Raw genomic sequence first — 16,733 nt, 5'->3', positions numbered from 1 at the left:
TTGACCTCACCTACTCTCCAACCATCGCCAAAAACTCTTCCTCACCCACGATTTTGACGCCCAGTTTTTCTGCTTTGGTCAGTTTAGAGCCAGCCTTATCACCTGCCAGTAGCGCAGTCGTTTTTGCCGAGATGCTGCCTGAGACTTTTGCACCCAGCGCTTGTAGTTTGGCTTTGGCTTCATCACGCGCCATGCTATCGAGTGCGCCTGTGATGACCCACGTTTGCCCATCGAGTGGTAGACCTTCTGAGGCGACCTGCTCGACCTTATCCCAGTGCACGCCAGCTTCACGTAATGCGGTGATGACCTCTATATTGTGCGGCGCACGGAAGAATTTATAGGTCAGCTCGGCAGTAATTTCTCCAACATCTGGGGTTTTTATCAAGGTCTCAATACTGGCCGACATTAGACTATCTAAATCACCAAATTGCTGAGCAAAGTTCTGTGCTGTGCCTTCACCAACACCGCGAATACCTAGTGCGTAAATAAAGCGAGCCAATGTCGTATGCTTGCTAGCTTCGATAGCGTTGATGATATTTTGGACAGATTTCTCACCCAGTTTTTCAAAGGTGACCATCTCATCTGCATGATTGTGCAATTGATAGATATCAGCAACGGTTTTGACCAGACCGTGCTCAAAGAAGCTAATCAGCCAACTTGCGCCAAGCCCATCAATATCCATCGCACGACGTGAGACAAAGTGAATAAGTGCTTCTTGCTGCTGCGCTGGGCAAAACAGCCCACCCGTACAGCGCGCCAATGCTTCATCTTCAGGCAGCACTACGGGAGAGTCGCAGACAGGGCAAGTCAAAGGTAGCGTGACAGGCTCACTATCGGCTGGGCGCTGATCGTGCCAGACACGAGTAACTTTTGGGATGACATCGCCCGCCCGATGGACGCTGACCGTATCGCCTGCGCGTACATCTAAACGTTGAATCTCACCAAAGTTATGCAAAGTAACATTGCTGACAGTGACGCCGCCGACTTTGACAGGTTCAAGCTTACCGACTGGTGTGATTTGACCCGTACGGCCGACTTGCCACTCGATATCGTTGAGACGCGTCATTACCGTTTCGGCAGGGAATTTATAAGCAGTCGCCCAGCGTGGCTCGCGTGATAGGTAGCCAAGTTGCTGCTGTAGCGCAAGGCTATTGACCTTGATGACCATGCCATCAATCTCAAATGGCAGATCGCTACGCCCTTCTATCACTGACTCATAATAGGTCTGCGCGGCGCGTGGATTGGCGACCACTTCTACTGCGCTGACCGTAAATCCAAGCTCGGTAAGCCATGCCAACGCCCCTGACTGAGTGTCGATAGTATCTGGCAAACCTTGATTGACCGAATAGCCATAGAAAGCCAATGGACGACTGGCTGCTATCGCTGGATCTAGCTGACGTAAGCTACCAGCGGCGGCATTGCGCGGATTGGCAAAGGTTTTGCCTTCATTCTCTTCTGCTAAGCGATTGAGACGCTCAAACCCCGCCTTTGGCATTAATACTTCACCGCGCACTTCTAGCAACTCAATATCAGCAGCATCAGCTATCCATAGTGGCAAGTTACGAATGGTCTTGGCATTTTGGGTAATATCTTCGCCCGTCTGCCCATCACCGCGCGTGACCGCTTGGACAAATTTACCATGCTCATACTTCAGTGAGACAGCCAGTCCATCAAGCTTTAGTTCCATCTCATATTCAGGGTTTTGCTGTGAGTCGCTGAGACGATCATTGACACGGCGCATAAAATCGCGCAGATCATCATATTCAAAGACATTGCCTAGCGACAACATAGGAATATCATGAGTGACTTGGGTAAAGGCCGATAGCGGCATATCGCCGACTTGATTGATTGGGCTATCTGGCTGCACCAAATCTGGATATTCTTCTTCAATCTCAAGCAACGAGCGACGCAATTGGTCGTACTCGCTATCTTCTAATATCGGATTATCTAGCACATAATAGGCATAGTTGTGCGTTTTGATAGCATCAATAAGCGCACGCATTTTTGAGACAATCTCTGCACTATTATTGATACTACTGTCGGTCGAACTAGGTACATTAGATTTGGCAGGTGCTTGGTTTTCTACTTGAGCAGATAGGTTTTTAGAGTTATTTGATGAGGTAGAGTCAGTCATAGTCGGCGTCTTTTTTGCAATTCAAGATGTCGATATGATAACAAGTTTGTAGGAAGCTCGGTATAGTCAATCCTATATAAATCAAATACCATGTCAGGCTTGCTCAGTCTACTATGGTTAGCATTTTGCAGAAACTATAGCCCATTAAAAAAGGCAAATAACGTTAATCGCTATTTGCCTTTTTTATGATTTCTGCTATTAAGTAGCTTTTAGCCTTCTAACCCTCATAATCACGGACTTGGTTGCGTAGCTGCTGCTTGTATTCAGGCGTGATTGGTTCGTTCTCTTCATCAAGCATAATCGCGTCAAGGTCGCTTGCCATCATATAAGCAATACTCATCATACTATCAAAGCTACGCACGGCCTGTGGATGTGGCAACGACAAGAATACGACGACACCATTATAAGTGTTGGTCGCGACACTATGCGGATCAAATGGCGCGATACCACTATCAGTAATGCCCATCATGCTAAACCACAACATACCGGTGCCGTCTTTTTGCTCATAGCGATGGAACATATTCATCGCGCCATAGCGTAGGCCGTATTTATCAATCAACGCTAGCAGGTCACGACCACGGATAATCGCCGCTGGACGATCGCGATATTGGTGCGGCAAGATGGTGATATTGATATTGTCTTTGGCATTGATCAAGGGGCCGTTTTGCGCATCATCACCCGACTCTGATAGATGCTGATCCAGTATCGGGCTATTGTCATCGAAGCTTGGCTCTTCTGCCGTATCGATGGTCGGCATTAGGCTATCGGTCGCTGACATTAGGCTAGAGAACGCATCAGGCTCTTGCTCGATATGCATCTGATCGGCGACTTCTACAAACTCAGCACTATCGGCACGGCGTTGCTCTTCTTGCCAGCGAGCGTAGTCTGCTTCATCGATGACGTCATGATCGTCAGCTGCTACATGGTCACGCTCAGCTGTTAGTTGAGCATCAACGTTGGTATGTGCTTGCGTCAATGGCTCTTCTTCAACCACGGCATCCAAGTAGCTACGATCTGGACCGATGCTCGTCTCGCCTGCGACTGTATCATCAAGATCTGGCTGATCGACGATGTTGCGCTCGTGACGCGGTATGATCGGAATACCATTTTTATCATAATTGACCGCAGCAGCTTCGGTAGCACCGCGGCGCTTAAAGCTACGAATGACCATAAACAGCCCTGCGAGCACGATAAACGCGGCAATGGCAATCAATATAAACTGAATAACGGTCATGATAAATACATCCTAGTATATATAACAAAAGGGAATACACAAACGAGCATAAATGGCAATATTCTAGCATGGCTGACCTATATCGTCACCACATTGTGTACTTTATAACCAGTATGCTGGACTGAGGTCAAGCTTATTTGCATTTATGCCAATTGATTGATTATATTTGCATCGCGCTGATTCTCATAGCACTTTTAGTGTCGGTTATTTCACGCTTAGCTCTCTACGTAACGCGCAGCTTCGTCGAGCGACACACTGACGAGTGTAGAAATGCCTGCACTTGGCATGGTAATACCTTTTAGCTCATCAGCAATTTGCATCGTTAATTTATTATGACTGATAAAAATAAACTGCAAATCATCTGCTAGCTCATGGATGAGACTGGTAAAGCGCGCGACGTTGGCATCATCAAGCGGTGCATCAACTTCATCAAGGACACAGAACGGTGCAGGATGCTGCTTAAATATCGCAAAAATCAAACTCAATGCAGTAAGGGTTTTTTCACCACCCGATAATACCGCTAAGCGACTATTACGTTTACCCTTCGGCTGCGCCATCAAGGTAAGCCCTGCCCGCCATTGTTCCGACTTTGGCGTATTGGCTGGCATCTCCTCAGTATTCAGTGTCAGACTGGCTTGCCCACCGCCAAAGACTTTGGCAAATAAATTGGCCAACTCATTATTGACTGCGTCAAGTGTCTGCATAAACAGCGTCTTGGTCGTCTCATCAATAGAGGCAATCGCTTCAGTCAATGTCTGCATACTGGCCGCGATATCTGCCGTCTGCTGTGCGAGTGGCTCTAGGCGTTCGTTCACTTCGGCCAACTCTGCGACCGCTGCCAAATTGACTGGCCCAATCTTGCTCAACTGCTGGGTCAACTTGGCTCGCTCGGACTCTAGCTCAACGATTTTGTCTGGACGGACGCGGCGATCATGAGCGATAAAATCTGCTAGCAGGTTTGAGACGCTCATGCTTTGTTGTGGCTGTTCTGCTTGCGCTTTATATTTATGACTTACACGATAATAAGCATCTAAAGCGCTCTGCGTGTGTGCGCTAGCATCCTCTAACCGTGCAGCACTCAGTGCCAGCTCAGTAGCATGACGGGCAAGCTCGCTTTGCTGCGTTTGTAACGTATTTTGCAATGTATCAAATGCTGTCTGCTGCTCAGCGTACGTTTGTTTTAGTGCTGTTAGCGCAGTATCGCGCTCGTTCAATAGCACTTGCTGCTCATCGCGCGTTACCTGTGCAGACTGCAAAGCTGCTTGTAGCTCTGGCAATTTGGCCTGCTGCTGCTCGTGACGTGTCTGTAGACTTTGCTCATTCTCTAACGACTTATCATGTTGCTCAGTCGTACGAGCCAGACTGCTAACACTATGCTCTAAACGCATCTCATACTGCTGAATACGCAGCTGCAATGCTTGCCACGCGTCATCATCGACTTGACGCGCGCGGTTTAGATCGCTGCGCTCAGCTTGCAGTTGCTGAGTTGTCGCTCGTGCCTCTGCTATTTGCAGAGTGAGTGTGGCGATCTCACTTTCAATGTGCTGTTGTTCTTGCTCAAGGGTTTGTTGCTCTTGTACCAGTTCTTGCTTTTCTTGCTCAAGCGTTGCTTTATCAGCGTTCAAACGCTGGCTATCCGCTTGCAACCGCTCAGCATTGGCTCGCTCGGTCGTCAGTTGCTGCTGGTATTGATGCTTATCACGGGTTAACTGCTCAGCTTGCGCGCGCGTTTCTTCCAAGCTAACCATCAACGCATCATAATCGCGCTGGTCTTTTGCAATAAACTTTTGCTGCTCTTGTATTTTGCTTTCAAACTCATCAAGCAAGTCTTCTAACGCTTGCAAACGAGTGCGCTGCTGCAAACGCTGAGTGAGAAATTGACTGCTGCTATCACTTTGATTATCTTGCGCACCAGCGAATTTGCTTAAATTAATCGTTCCATGACGACTGATGAGCCAACCATCTGCGGTAAGTAGGATAGCGGACGATGGTAATAATTTTAGTACATCAGTAAGTGTGTCAATCTCATTCTGTTGACTGGTCTCAAACTGCGCCGTATATATATAGCACTGCTGCCATAGCGAGAGTAGCGGCTGAGTAATCAACTGCGATAATGGCAACACTTTATCAATCAAATTGTCTGGCAATTCGCTGACAAATTCTTGGTCACTAATATCACTTTTCGCAGTTGGCAACCATAAGCTATGACCTGTCTCTATTAGAGTTTTATCTTTTGCACTGGCAGGCGTATTTTGTGCCGTCTGATAAGTCAGTAAGTCTGCAACGTCATGCTCAAGCACTTGCCAGAGGCTATCAGTTTTCTGAGAAATGCTATTAGCGTTGTTAACGTCTGATTGCTTGATTTGATTAGCTTGTGGATTAGATGTCAGCACATGGCTGTCTAGCCATAATGCCAAGATACTATCGAGTAGCGGCGCATACTCCTGCCCTTTGGCACTTAGCTCAATCTGCTCACGTAGCGTCGCGATGGCTAACGGCTGATGATGTATGCCATCGTTATCTGCATTATCCGTCGCAGTAGTTTGGGTCTTTGCTGATTGCTGTTTTATAGGTTTCGGATGCAATATCTGATGCAGGGTATCGTATTCGCCTGCCAGTAGCGCATGACGCTTTTCATAATCGCTCAACTTACTCTGTTGTGTGTTTAGTCTCTGCTGCAAACTATGCGCTTGCGGTTGTATCTCGGACAAGCGTTCATCGACGGCTTCGTATTGACGCTCAACCTGCTGCAACTGCATGCTTAGCTCAGTGACTTGCTGTTCTAGCACCTGACTGAGATCTTGCACCTTATCCGTCTTACTCACATCAGTACTGTCAGATGCAGATGGCGCTATAGACTGCTGTAATTGCTGCCACAGGTTTTGCCAGTTTTGCTCGCGGCGTTGCCATTTATCATGGCTTTGCTGATGGCGTTTCTGTGCTTGAGCATTAATGGCTTGCTGCTGTTCAAGCGAACGGGCTTTATCTTGTAAGCGTGACAGATTGTTTTGCGCTTCATGCCACGCACGTTGTAGTGGCTGCTCATTACGCTTATAGTTATTGCGTTTATCTGTCAGCTCAGTCAGCTGCGGACGTAACGCTTCTAACGCTTGATTCTGCTCAGCTTGTTCAGCGTTGAGCCGCTCGATATCAGCGAGTGATTGCACACGCTGCTGAGCCAAGCCTGACAATTGCTGCTCGATAGTAGTCAGCTGTGACTTAGCATCGCTCAATTGATGTTCCGCTTGTTGATAGCCGAGCTGCTGCTGATAGTGAGCGCTTTGAGCATCGTCTTTGAGCCATTGCTCTTGATTGATACGCGCAGTGAGCTTGTCTTGCTGAGCTTTGAGCGTGTCATAGTCAGCCTGTAGTGACGACACCTCAGCAGCACTACGTTCATGCGCTACTTTCTGCTGTTGATGCGTTTGCTTCGCTTGATAGAGCTGTTGAATGGCGAGCTGCTGTTCGATATCACCTAGTGTTAATGCCAATTCTTCGTAACGCTGCGCGCTCGCTGCCTGTTTAGACAGTGTTTTCTGCTGGCGTAGTAATTCGCTTTGCATATCATGCAGACGCGCTAGATTGTCTTTCGTTTTCTCTAATTTCTTTTGCGTTTCTTCACGGCGAGCCTGATAGCGTGAGACACCTGCCGCCTCTTCAATAAACTCACGCAGCTGCACAGGACTAGACTCAACAATGCGCCCAATCATGCCTTGCTCAATCACCGCATAGCTACGTGCACCCAGCCCTGTACCTAAAAACACATCGACCACATCACGGCGGCGGCAACGCGTACCATTGATAAAATAATCTGAGCGGCCATCTTTATTTACCTGACGGCGAACCGATAGCTCTTGGTACAAGTTAAACTCGTGGCGAATACCAGTCTGCTCATCTTGGGTATGCTCAAAGGTTAGCTCGACACTGGCGACACTTTTGGCTGTCTTATCCTGCGTACCAGCAAAGATAACATCACTCATCGCCCCGCCGCGTAACTGCTTGGCCGAGGTCTCGCCTAGCACCCAGCGGATGGCATCAATCACATTGGATTTGCCACAGCCGTTCGGCCCGACGATGGCGGTGATACCATGACGAAAAGTAAAAGTGGTTGGATTGGCAAAGGATTTGAAGCCTGCCAGCTTTAGAGATTTTAAACGCATGAAGAGTCAATAAACTTAGCAAAAACAGGCGGCTATTCTACCTGAAATTGTAGTGGGTTTTTAGGGTTAAACGGCTAACTGCATAAACGATTTTGATTCAAGGCTTTGATGGAACCCTCGCAGCAGTTTTTGCTCCACTTGGCAGACGCTATTTTCTGCTAAGTAGCGATTATTAAACTCGATAAAGGCTGACCAAGAGATACTTGCCACTTCTAAATGATTAACTATTTTTAACAGCTCTGGTCTTAGCAAATGCTGATACTTTCTTGGCCGTTTATGACATAGAGCCAGCTCCCGATCTACGAGCGTTTGCTTGTTTTGCTTTAGCGCGTCACCACCGATAAATAACAGCAAAAACTTTGCCCCTTTCTCGATAAAGCCTTTTGCTAATAAATGCTCGTACATTAAGCAGTACTTTAGGATTGGGTCTGGGTTTTTCCGACCAACGAGTTTTAACTCATTGGCTATCAGCACATTCGCCTGATGGTTATAGGCTAGGTTGTCCATATACATTGCTTTTAGCTCTGTACTGTTTTCAAACATGCCGCTGTTGCCATGTGTCGACCATGAGCCGCTTGTCTCAAAGTTGATAAACTGCTGATAAAATAAGTTCAGATAAACATCACTGCACAAACTCAAAAAAATATCGAATTCTTTATTTAGATAGTCTTCAGAAAAGAACGTTACGCGGCGCACGGCTTCTCTCGCATTACAGATACCCATCGTTTGCGTTGAATACGTCTCTAGCTGCTCAGTTTCATTCATTTTCGTATTGAGCTTTTTGATGACTGATTGCTCAATCTCTTCTATATTTTTGTCTTTTAACTCTGGGTGGGCCGCCCACTCAATGATTTGGCGTACGTATTGCTTTTTAGTGATGCCTAAAATACGCTGTGGCTCCCATGCCAAAAACTCTACCATATTAGAGAGACCCGTCGTCCATGATAACTGGTCTTTTAGATGATTCATTGAGCCGAAAACACGGCGGTATTTTTCTGCAGCTTTCATACTAATAATGTCTCACGGTTTGCTTACTTACTTTACTCAGTCCAATGATTCTTCAGCTTTAATTAAAAATACGATCGTAGATGCGGTCATATGTAGCACATACTGAATAAGGTGTTCAGGAACTTCTATCTCATCGTTACCTTTACCATGACCACTTAATTTATTTCGAGGTGTACCTATGCTTGAAGTAAGTATATTGCTTAATGAGTTAAACTGGTCAGTCCAAAACTTCGGTATCAATTCATTACTTAAGCAACAATCTACAAGCTTCTTTGAAGTTGCATTTTTATCACATACCAAACTTCTCTTATGAATTATGATTTTCATTGTACTTTCAAAAGCTTTTAAACAATCTGTTAGAGCTGCATCGTAACGACTATGACGATAATGTTCGTGAGCGTTTAGAAACTCTTCTTGAGCACCTATATATGTAGGGTTACTTAATAACTGTAAAACAGGTTTAACTGCTTCAGCGTGGATAAACTCAGAGTCTACTCTAACGATTTGACCGCTCTCATACTGATAACCTACACCATGTTCGCGGAAACGTTGGTTCAATTCATTGATAGCTTCGTCAATGTTTATAGAAACCTTATACCTATATTCTCTAGCGAAGCTAGAAATAGTTTGCGCCATCAACTCTATAATACTTAGAGCTTGTTCAATATTATCCTCACTTAAAAAATAGCTAGAGATACTTTCAAAGTAGGTAATGTAAATTTCATCATCGCTATCTTCTTCATTTAGTTTAAACACACCTATTTCTTTGCATAGACTCTTGTAGCATTTTTTCAAATATTCACGATTTAAACTGCTAGGATTCCAACCACCGCCAGAATAGTCCGCTTCTATTGTTTCATCCCATAAGTGAATTATTTGGACTTTTAGTTTATTTGGTAATTCATCGTATTGATAAACATCAGGATATTCGCCTCGAATTCTTTTCTGCCTTTTATGGAATAAGTCAGTAACAGCCATATTAAACCCTCAATTTATTATTAGTAACTACCTCGCTACACCAAAACTAAATCACACCCAACCCACTCAACAACAACTGCCCTCCAGCAAATATTAACAACACACCAAATGCGCGCTTAAGCATCAGCGCAGGTAAGACATGGGCAAGCTTGGCACCGACTTTTGCCATCGCAAAGCTGGCGACTGAAATAAACAAGAATCCTGTGACGTGGACAAACCCTATCGTACCCTCAGGTAGATTGACCACGTCTTGACCGAACCAAGCAAAGCCCGCTGCTCCAGCCAATGCAATCGGTAGGCCGCATGCTGCTGACGTGCCGACCGATTGCTTCATCGGCAGTCCTGCCCAGTTCAAGAACGGTACGGTCAAGCTGCCGCCACCAATGCCAAAAATAGATGACGCCATCCCAATGCCAGTACCTGCACCAAACTGGACACCGGCCGATGGTAACGGTTTACCCACTTGTTCTTTATTCGAAAAGAACAGAATTTTTAGAGCAACCAATAGTGCACCGAAACCAATGATAGCCTGTAGTGCTTGTCCATCAATCATATCCGCGATACCAGCGCCGACCAAACTACCGATGACCAATCCAAGCGCCATCTTGCGCCATACTTCCCAGCGCACGCCGCCGCGCTTGTTATGTGCCGTCAGTGAGCTGATCGAGGTCACGACGATGGTCGCCAGTGACGTCCCGATGGCCAAATGGGTGATTACTTCTGGCGAAAAATCATATGCGGTAAAAATCCAGACCAATGCGGGCACGATAATCATGCCACCGCCGACGCCAAACAAGCCCGCGCTGACACCCGCAAGCGCGCCTGCAATCACAAACCACACATATAACATCATAGAACGAACCTTTTATAATACTGACTGGCGCTTAGGCGTGCTTAATTGTATTTGCCAAATCTCAGCGTGACCTTTATGCTGTTTACTCGGTACTGTCTGACCGCAACAATCGCTCAGTATATCAAAGTTTCCTTTAACCACATCGACTAAACTTATGCCGCCACTCACTAGTTTTTCTCCCTATTTATCCGAGCTCAATCACCGTCATGTGGCTAGTAGCGCCTCGACCAATAGCGAGCTGATAGAAGCCTTGCAAAACGGGTCGTTAGATGTCACCACCGTACACGTTTTGACCGCGGAAGCCCAAAGCGCAGGTCGTGGACAGCACGGACGCTCGTGGCAATCACCGCGCGGCAATGTCTATCTGTCGCTATATCATCCTGTGCATATGCCGATCAGTGGCCTGCTATCGCTCATCATTGGCCTTGAACTGGCAAAAATGCCCGTCATTCAAACACTGAACGAGCAACTGCAAGCGCAGGGACTGACACCAATCGGTGTGAAATGGGCAAATGACTTGGGTTTTTATCAGCAAGCTCAGAGCCAATGTAAAGAGCTATCTAAAGAACAATCTATAACGGACAGCTCGGTATTGGAATCAGCATTGAATAGTGATGTAGCAAATCAGCGTACGCTACCTTTTAATAAACTGGCTGGAATTTTGATAGAGCCAGTGACTAAAGCTGGCAGGTTGGTCGGTGTGGTGCTAGGCATTGGCTTAAACGTACAGGCAGCACCAAAGCTCACTACGCAAACGTCTGAGGGCATGAGCTACCAAGCGATTAGCTTACAAGATATTAATGAGATGCTACCTTTAGAGACACGATCTGCGAGCCTACCAGACCTACCAATGCTCTATCAGCAGATGAGCAAAGCATTGATGGCGGCGATGACACGCTTTGAGCATTTGGGCATAGAACAGCCAACGGGTCATACTTATTATTTGGATAGTTTTTTGGAGCAGTTTGCGATGATGGATGCGCTATCAGGTCTACATTTGCGCGTCACGCAAGACTATAATAACGAAGAAAAAGTCGTGACGGGAATCGCTTGCGGTGTCGACACACATGGCTGTTTGCAATTGCGCCAAGATAGCGGTAAGATTTCTACGCTTTTTACTGGACGCATCGACGTTATTTATTAGGCTTAGACAATTATATTGATGAACACCATCATTAACGAGCACTATATAAAGGGACTTTTATGCTCTGGCTTGATCTTGGAAATACCCGCCTAAAATACTGGCTAACCGATGATATCGGACAAATAGTCGCGCATGATGCCAAGCAGCACCTGCAAGCACCTGCCGAACTACTTATGGGTCTGACGGATCGCTTTGAGCGTTATGCACCTGACTTTATTGGTATCTCATCGGTATTGGGTGACAATCTCAATGCCAAAGTATCAGAGACACTCAGTCGTTTGAAGATTCCGTTTGAGTTTGTCCATGTCGATGCAGCACACGCGCTGATGAAAAGTGCTTACAATGATCAGCAGCTCGGCTGTGATCGCTGGCTACAGATGCTCGGTGCGGTCGATAAGAAAAAACGCCAGTGTGTGATTGGTTGTGGTACAGCGGTGACCATTGATTTGATTGATCATGCTGAGCATTTGGGCGGTTATATTTTCCCCAGCATCTACCTGCAACGTGAATCACTGTTCTCTGGTACTAAGCAAATCACTATCTCGAACGGTACTTTTGATAGCGTCAACCAAGGCTTGACCACTCAAGACGCGGTACATCGCGGTATTTTGCTCTCTATCGTCGGCGCGATTAATGAGATTAGCCATCGTCACCCTAATTTTGAATTGATTATGACAGGTGGTGATGCAGCCATTATCTCGCAGCACGTTAATCGCCCAGTGCGCTTACGTGATGATTTATTATTAAATGGTTTGGCAAGATACTTTGATTATCGCAATAAGTCTTAACCGCTTGTAGATAATTCGGTTCGACGTCGACACAAAAAAAGCAGCACATTTTACACGTGCTGCTTTTTTATTTTATATTAGAAAATAGCTAAGGCATCATTAGCTGTCTCTTATTTGGTCTCGTTAAACAGCTCGCGACCGACTAGCATACGGCGAATTTCACTGGTACCTGCGCCAATTTCATACAGCTTAGCATCGCGCCAGTAGCGACCAAGTGGATACTCATTGGTGTAGCCATTACCACCAAATATTTGAATGCCCTCGCCTGCCATCCATGTGGCTTTTTCGGCACACCATAGAATCACACTGGCGCAATCTTTACGCACTTCTCGACTATGACCGGCACCGCGCGCGTCCAACATATCGAGGTTTTTCCCGACAGTATATAAGAAGCTACGACCGGCTTGTAGTATCGTATACATGTCCGCAACTTTACCTTGGATAAGCTGGAACTCACCGATCGCTTGACCAAACTGTTTACGGTCGTGGATATAGGGCACCACATTGTCCATTACTGCTTGCATGATACCGATAGGACCTGCGGCCAGTACGGCACGCTCGTAATCTAGGCCACTCATCAGTACCTTAACGCCTTCATTGAGACCACCCAAGATATTTTCGCTTGGCACTTTTACATTATTAAAAGTCATCTCGCCAGTATGGCTACCACGCATGCCGAGCTTATCTAGCTTTTGTGCGGTACCAAAACCTTCCATGCCTTTTTCAACGATAAAAGCCGTCATGCCTTTTGCACCCAATTCAGGATTGGTCTTGGCATAGACCACCATCACGTCCGCATCAGGGCCATTGGTGATCCACATTTTGCTACCGTTTAAAATATAGCTGCCGTCTTTCTCTTCGGCTTTGAGCTTCATACTAACGACATCTGAGCCAGCGCCTGTCTCACTCATTGCCAAGGCACCGATGAACTCGCCGCTGATTAGCTTTGGCAGATATTTCTGCTTTTGTTCTTCAGAACCGTTACGTTTGATTTGGTTAATACACAGATTAGAGTGTGCGCCATAGCTAAGCGCGACTGATGCCGAAGCTCGGCTAATCTCTTCCATCGCGACCATATGGGCAACATAGCCCATGTTGGAGCCGCCGTACTCTTCAGGAACGGTAATACCATGTAGACCGAGGTCACCCATTTTTTGCCACAAATCCATTGGGAATTCATCGCTGCTATCAATCTCAGCAGCACGTGGAGCGATCTCATTTGCCGCAAACTGCTGTACGACATCACGTAGCGCGTCAATATCTTCGCCAAGTTGAAAATTTAATCCAGGTAAACTCATAACCATTCCTTGTATTTTAGTATTTAATTTTTACAGTAATTATTTAAGACTGACGTTTATTGATTAGAGCACGTGCTACGTTTGAGCCATTCGGACGCTTTAAGAACGCACTGATACGCTCGCCTGCCACGACCAATTTATCCAAATCGATGCCTGTGCTGATACCCATGCCATGCAGCATATACACCACATCTTCGGTCGCGACATTGCCCGTTGCGCCTTTAGCATAAGGACAACCGCCCAAGCCAGCGACAGAGGTATCAAACTCACTCACACCCATTTGTAATGCAGCCAAAGTATTGCTTAATGCTTGACCATAAGTATCATGAAAATGACCCGATAGCATAGAGATATCAGCATACTCAAGTGCAGCTTGCAACGTTCGTTGTACTTTGAGTGGTGTACCCACACCGATCGTATCGGCAATGCCAATCTGCTCTGAACCGATCTCAATCAATCGCTTGGTGACATACGCTACTTGGCTAGGGGCAATCTCGCCTTCATAAGGACAACCGACCGTACAAGAGATCACGCCTCGTACTTTGATGCCTTGTGCTTTTGCCGCAGCAGCTACTGGCGCAAAACGTTCGATACTCTCATCGATACTACAGTTGATGTTTTTTTGACTAAAAGTTTCACTGGCTGAGCCAAAGATGACGATTTCATCAGGGCGATGCAAGATAGCATTTTCAAAGCCACGCATATTGGGCACGAGTACCGAATAGCAAACGTCCGTCTGCCGCGTAGGCGCGAGTGCGTCGAGCAACTCGCTGTTATCACCCATTTGTGGCACCCACTTTGGCGAGACAAAACTGGTCGCTTCCAATTTTTTAACACCCGCCGAAATTAAATCATTGATAAGCGTTTGCTTGATAGAGGTCGGTACCGTCATGGATTCGTTTTGTAGCCCATCACGCGGACTGACATCAACGATGGTGACATGGCTTGGATACGAATGGCTCATACTTGTCGTCCTTTTTGCTATTTGCCCTTTTATGAGGCTTTTTTATTAGGCTTCGTCAGCTATGCGCTCTCACTATCGATGCGCAGTAGCTCATTACCATCAGCGACCAAGTCACCTGCTGCAAATAATAGCTCTGCTACCACTCCATCCGTCGGTGCGGTAATCGTATGTTCGATTTTCATGGCTTCGATAACTGCAAGTGGTTCGCCTTTTTTCACAGTATCACCAACAGCTACTTTGAATGCAACCACTTGTCCTGGCATGGGTGACTTTAAACTGCCAACCGCTGCTGTGTCTTCACCCACATGTGCCATGATATCAATAAGCGTAATTTCATCACGCCCGCTATCTGTGAATACGTAGACCGCCTCGTTATTCACCCAGCTTTGGGCACTGATACGTGCACCCTCTAACCATAAGGTATGATTGTGCGCGTCACTGCTATCATAGCTGATCTGACCTTCATAAACTGTTTCGGTCTGAGCAGCCACATTGATATTGCTATCATCCTGCGTATTCGCGATTTCTCTTCTAATGACGAGCGTAAAACTACTGAGATTATCGCCGCCTTTTTTGCTATCAGCACAACTCGCATTATGCCAATTACTGATGCGAGCGCTATAAGCCTGCTCATCATAAACCAAGCTAAATGAACGAGTATAATCGCTATAAGCACGAAAACCCGTTGGCTTGCTAAATGGATCTAAACCTTGCGTGGTCGCTTCACTCGCAAGCTTCTGAGCAATAGCAGTCACCACAAGCGTCGATAATCCGAGAGGATGCTGATCAAAAAGCTTATCCTGCTCACGCTCTATCAAGGCTGTATCAAGATTGGATTTGCTAAATGAATCGGTATTTAAAATATAACGCAAAAATGCCACGTTGTTTGGCAGACCAACGATACGCGTCTGTGCCAATGCATGATCTAGTCTCGCCAACGCTTGCTCGCGCGTAGGAGCATGGACGATAAGCTTAGCAATCATAGAGTCGTAAAAAGGACTAATCACATCACCCTCACGTACGCCATCATCGATACGCACATTAGTAATGTTGAAGGTACTATGCTCAGGCTTTTGATAAGTGAATAAAGTCCCAGTCGCTGGCAAGAAATTATTGTCAGGGTTTTCAGCACAGATACGCGCCTCAATTGCATGACCGTTGATAGCCAGATCGTCTTGCGCCATTGGCAATGGCTGACCCGCAGCAACCAACAGCTGCCACTCGACCAAATCGACACCAGTAATGGCTTCACTAACCGGATGCTCAACTTGCAAACGCGTGTTCATTTCCATGAAATAAAAATTCATAGAGTCTTCACGCTGCTCAACGATGAATTCAACAGTACCTGCACCAACGTAATCAACCGCACGTGCTGCTTCGATTGCCGCTGTACCCATCGCTTCACGCATGGCAGTATCGACACCGGGCGCTGGCGCTTCTTCTAATACTTTTTGATGGCGACGCTGTACTGAGCAATCACGCTCAAACAGATGCACATAATTGCCATGCGTATCACCAAATACTTGGATTTCGATATGACGTGGTTTTAGCGCGTATTTTTCAACCAATACTTGATCATTGCCAAAACTGGTAATCGCTTCACGGCGACATGAGTCTAACAAATCAATAAAATCGCTACTTTTTTCAACGATACGCATGCCTTTACCGCCGCCACCTGCACTCGCTTTAATCAAAACAGGATAGCCAATACTATCAGCCTGCTGCTGCAAAAACTGTGCATCTTGGTTGTCACCATGATAGCCCGGTATCAGCGGCACGCCAGCCGATTCCATCAAGCGCTTAGACTCAGACTTGCCGCCCATAGCACGGATAGCATCCGCCGATGGGCCAATAAACACCAAGCCAGCATCTTGGCAAGCCTGCGCAAAATCTGCGTTCTCACTTAAAAACCCATATCCTGGATGGATTGCTTGGGCGCCAGTCTCAAGCGCTATCGCAATAATAGCATCGCCTTTTAGATAACTGTCTTTCGGTGCCGAACCGCCTAAATAGATAGCTTCATCACAGACAGCCACATGCTTGGCCTCACGATCCGCATCAGAATAAACAGCAACGGTACTGACGCCAAGACGCTTAGCAGTCGCAGCCACTCGGCAAGCAATTTCACCACGGTTGGCGATTAGAATTTTAGAAAACATAACTATCCCTGTG

The 16,733-nt window shown here is 46.4% G+C and carries 11 protein-coding genes; 2 read left to right on the top strand and 9 right to left on the bottom strand.

What is annotated here, in order from left to right; genetic code table 11:
• Positions 1 to 10: 10 nt before the first annotated feature.
• The 6 genes from ligA to JMX96_RS07860 form a co-directional block, all read right to left on the bottom strand.
• On the bottom strand, positions 11 to 2,002 hold the full coding sequence (gene ligA / locus JMX96_RS07885; protein ID WP_227676989.1) for an NAD-dependent DNA ligase LigA: 1,992 nt from the start codon (positions 2,000 to 2,002) through the stop codon (positions 11 to 13).
• A 349-nt stretch (positions 2,003 to 2,351) separates the two neighbouring features.
• On the bottom strand, positions 2,352 to 3,368 hold the full coding sequence (locus tag JMX96_RS07880) for a cell division protein ZipA C-terminal FtsZ-binding domain-containing protein (protein WP_201568445.1): 1,017 nt from the start codon (positions 3,366 to 3,368) through the stop codon (positions 2,352 to 2,354).
• A gap of 215 nt (positions 3,369 to 3,583) precedes the next feature.
• A complete protein-coding gene (locus JMX96_RS07875) occupies positions 3,584 to 7,528 on the bottom strand; it encodes an AAA family ATPase (RefSeq protein WP_201568443.1) in 3,945 nt (1,314 codons plus the stop codon).
• 66 nt (positions 7,529 to 7,594) lie between these two features.
• Positions 7,595 to 8,536, bottom strand: a complete 942-nt coding sequence (locus JMX96_RS07870; RefSeq protein WP_201568441.1) for a hypothetical protein — start codon at positions 8,534 to 8,536, stop codon at positions 7,595 to 7,597.
• Positions 8,537 to 8,572: 36 nt separating this feature from the next.
• Positions 8,573 to 9,514: an STM4504/CBY_0614 family protein gene (locus JMX96_RS07865; RefSeq protein WP_201568439.1), complete on the bottom strand. Its 942-nt coding sequence runs from the start codon at positions 9,512 to 9,514 to the stop codon at positions 8,573 to 8,575.
• Positions 9,515 to 9,560: 46 nt separating this feature from the next.
• The gene (locus tag JMX96_RS07860; RefSeq protein WP_201568618.1) at positions 9,561 to 10,364 is read right to left on the bottom strand and encodes a sulfite exporter TauE/SafE family protein; all 804 of its coding nucleotides are present in this window, start codon (positions 10,362 to 10,364) and stop codon (positions 9,561 to 9,563) included.
• A gap of 157 nt (positions 10,365 to 10,521) precedes the next feature.
• Here JMX96_RS07860 and JMX96_RS07855 point away from each other — a divergent pair, with 157 nt between their 5' ends.
• Together JMX96_RS07855 and JMX96_RS07850 are read left to right on the top strand one after the other, a co-directional pair.
• The gene (locus JMX96_RS07855) at positions 10,522 to 11,511 is read left to right on the top strand and encodes a biotin--[acetyl-CoA-carboxylase] ligase (RefSeq protein WP_201568437.1); all 990 of its coding nucleotides are present in this window, start codon (positions 10,522 to 10,524) and stop codon (positions 11,509 to 11,511) included.
• Positions 11,512 to 11,570: 59 nt separating this feature from the next.
• On the top strand, positions 11,571 to 12,299 hold the full coding sequence (locus tag JMX96_RS07850) for a pantothenate kinase (RefSeq protein ID WP_201568435.1): 729 nt from the start codon (positions 11,571 to 11,573) through the stop codon (positions 12,297 to 12,299).
• Positions 12,300 to 12,409: 110 nt separating this feature from the next.
• Here JMX96_RS07850 and JMX96_RS07845 read toward each other — a convergent pair whose 3' ends face one another.
• Genes JMX96_RS07845 through JMX96_RS07835 form a run of 3 tightly spaced genes read right to left on the bottom strand, consistent with a single transcriptional unit; the run spans position 12,410 to position 16,720 of the window.
• Positions 12,410 to 13,597 carry an isovaleryl-CoA dehydrogenase gene (locus JMX96_RS07845; RefSeq protein WP_057758345.1) on the bottom strand — a complete coding sequence of 396 codons (1,188 nt, stop codon included), beginning with the start codon at positions 13,595 to 13,597 and terminating at the stop codon, positions 12,410 to 12,412.
• A gap of 43 nt (positions 13,598 to 13,640) precedes the next feature.
• Positions 13,641 to 14,561 carry a hydroxymethylglutaryl-CoA lyase gene (locus tag JMX96_RS07840; protein WP_201568433.1) on the bottom strand — a complete coding sequence of 307 codons (921 nt, stop codon included), beginning with the start codon at positions 14,559 to 14,561 and terminating at the stop codon, positions 13,641 to 13,643.
• A 59-nt stretch (positions 14,562 to 14,620) separates the two neighbouring features.
• On the bottom strand, positions 14,621 to 16,720 hold the full coding sequence (locus tag JMX96_RS07835) for an acetyl/propionyl/methylcrotonyl-CoA carboxylase subunit alpha (RefSeq protein ID WP_201568429.1): 2,100 nt from the start codon (positions 16,718 to 16,720) through the stop codon (positions 14,621 to 14,623).
• Positions 16,721 to 16,733: the final 13 nt, after the last annotated feature.

The organism is Psychrobacter sp. JCM 18900, from assembly GCF_904846625.1.
GTDB lineage: Bacteria > Pseudomonadota > Gammaproteobacteria > Pseudomonadales > Moraxellaceae > Psychrobacter.
Note: the sequence above shows the minus strand (reverse complement) of the source record. Positions and strands in the feature narration are given on the sequence as shown.

Bases quoted from the DNA above. Each gene is read 5' to 3' on its own strand.
- ligA (WP_227676989.1), bottom strand. From the start codon at position 2,002: ATGCGTGCGCTTATTGATGCTATCAAAACGCACAACTATGCCTATTAT.
- JMX96_RS07860 (WP_201568618.1), bottom strand. From the start codon at position 10,364: ATGTTATATGTGTGGTTTGTGATTGCAGGCGCGCTTGCGGGTGTCAGC.
- JMX96_RS07865 (WP_201568439.1), bottom strand. From the start codon at position 9,514: ATGGCTGTTACTGACTTATTCCATAAAAGGCAGAAAAGAATTCGAGGC.
- JMX96_RS07870 (WP_201568441.1), bottom strand. From the start codon at position 8,536: ATGAAAGCTGCAGAAAAATACCGCCGTGTTTTCGGCTCAATGAATCAT.
- JMX96_RS07840 (WP_201568433.1), bottom strand. From the start codon at position 14,561: ATGAGCCATTCGTATCCAAGCCATGTCACCATCGTTGATGTCAGTCCG.
- JMX96_RS07835 (WP_201568429.1), bottom strand. From the start codon at position 16,720: ATGTTTTCTAAAATTCTAATCGCCAACCGTGGTGAAATTGCTTGCCGA.
- JMX96_RS07880 (WP_201568445.1), bottom strand. From the start codon at position 3,368: ATGACCGTTATTCAGTTTATATTGATTGCCATTGCCGCGTTTATCGTG.
- JMX96_RS07845 (WP_057758345.1), bottom strand. From the start codon at position 13,597: ATGAGTTTACCTGGATTAAATTTTCAACTTGGCGAAGATATTGACGCG.
- JMX96_RS07855 (WP_201568437.1), top strand. From the start codon at position 10,522: ATGCCGCCACTCACTAGTTTTTCTCCCTATTTATCCGAGCTCAATCAC.
- JMX96_RS07850 (WP_201568435.1), top strand. From the start codon at position 11,571: ATGCTCTGGCTTGATCTTGGAAATACCCGCCTAAAATACTGGCTAACC.
- JMX96_RS07875 (WP_201568443.1), bottom strand. From the start codon at position 7,528: ATGCGTTTAAAATCTCTAAAGCTGGCAGGCTTCAAATCCTTTGCCAAT.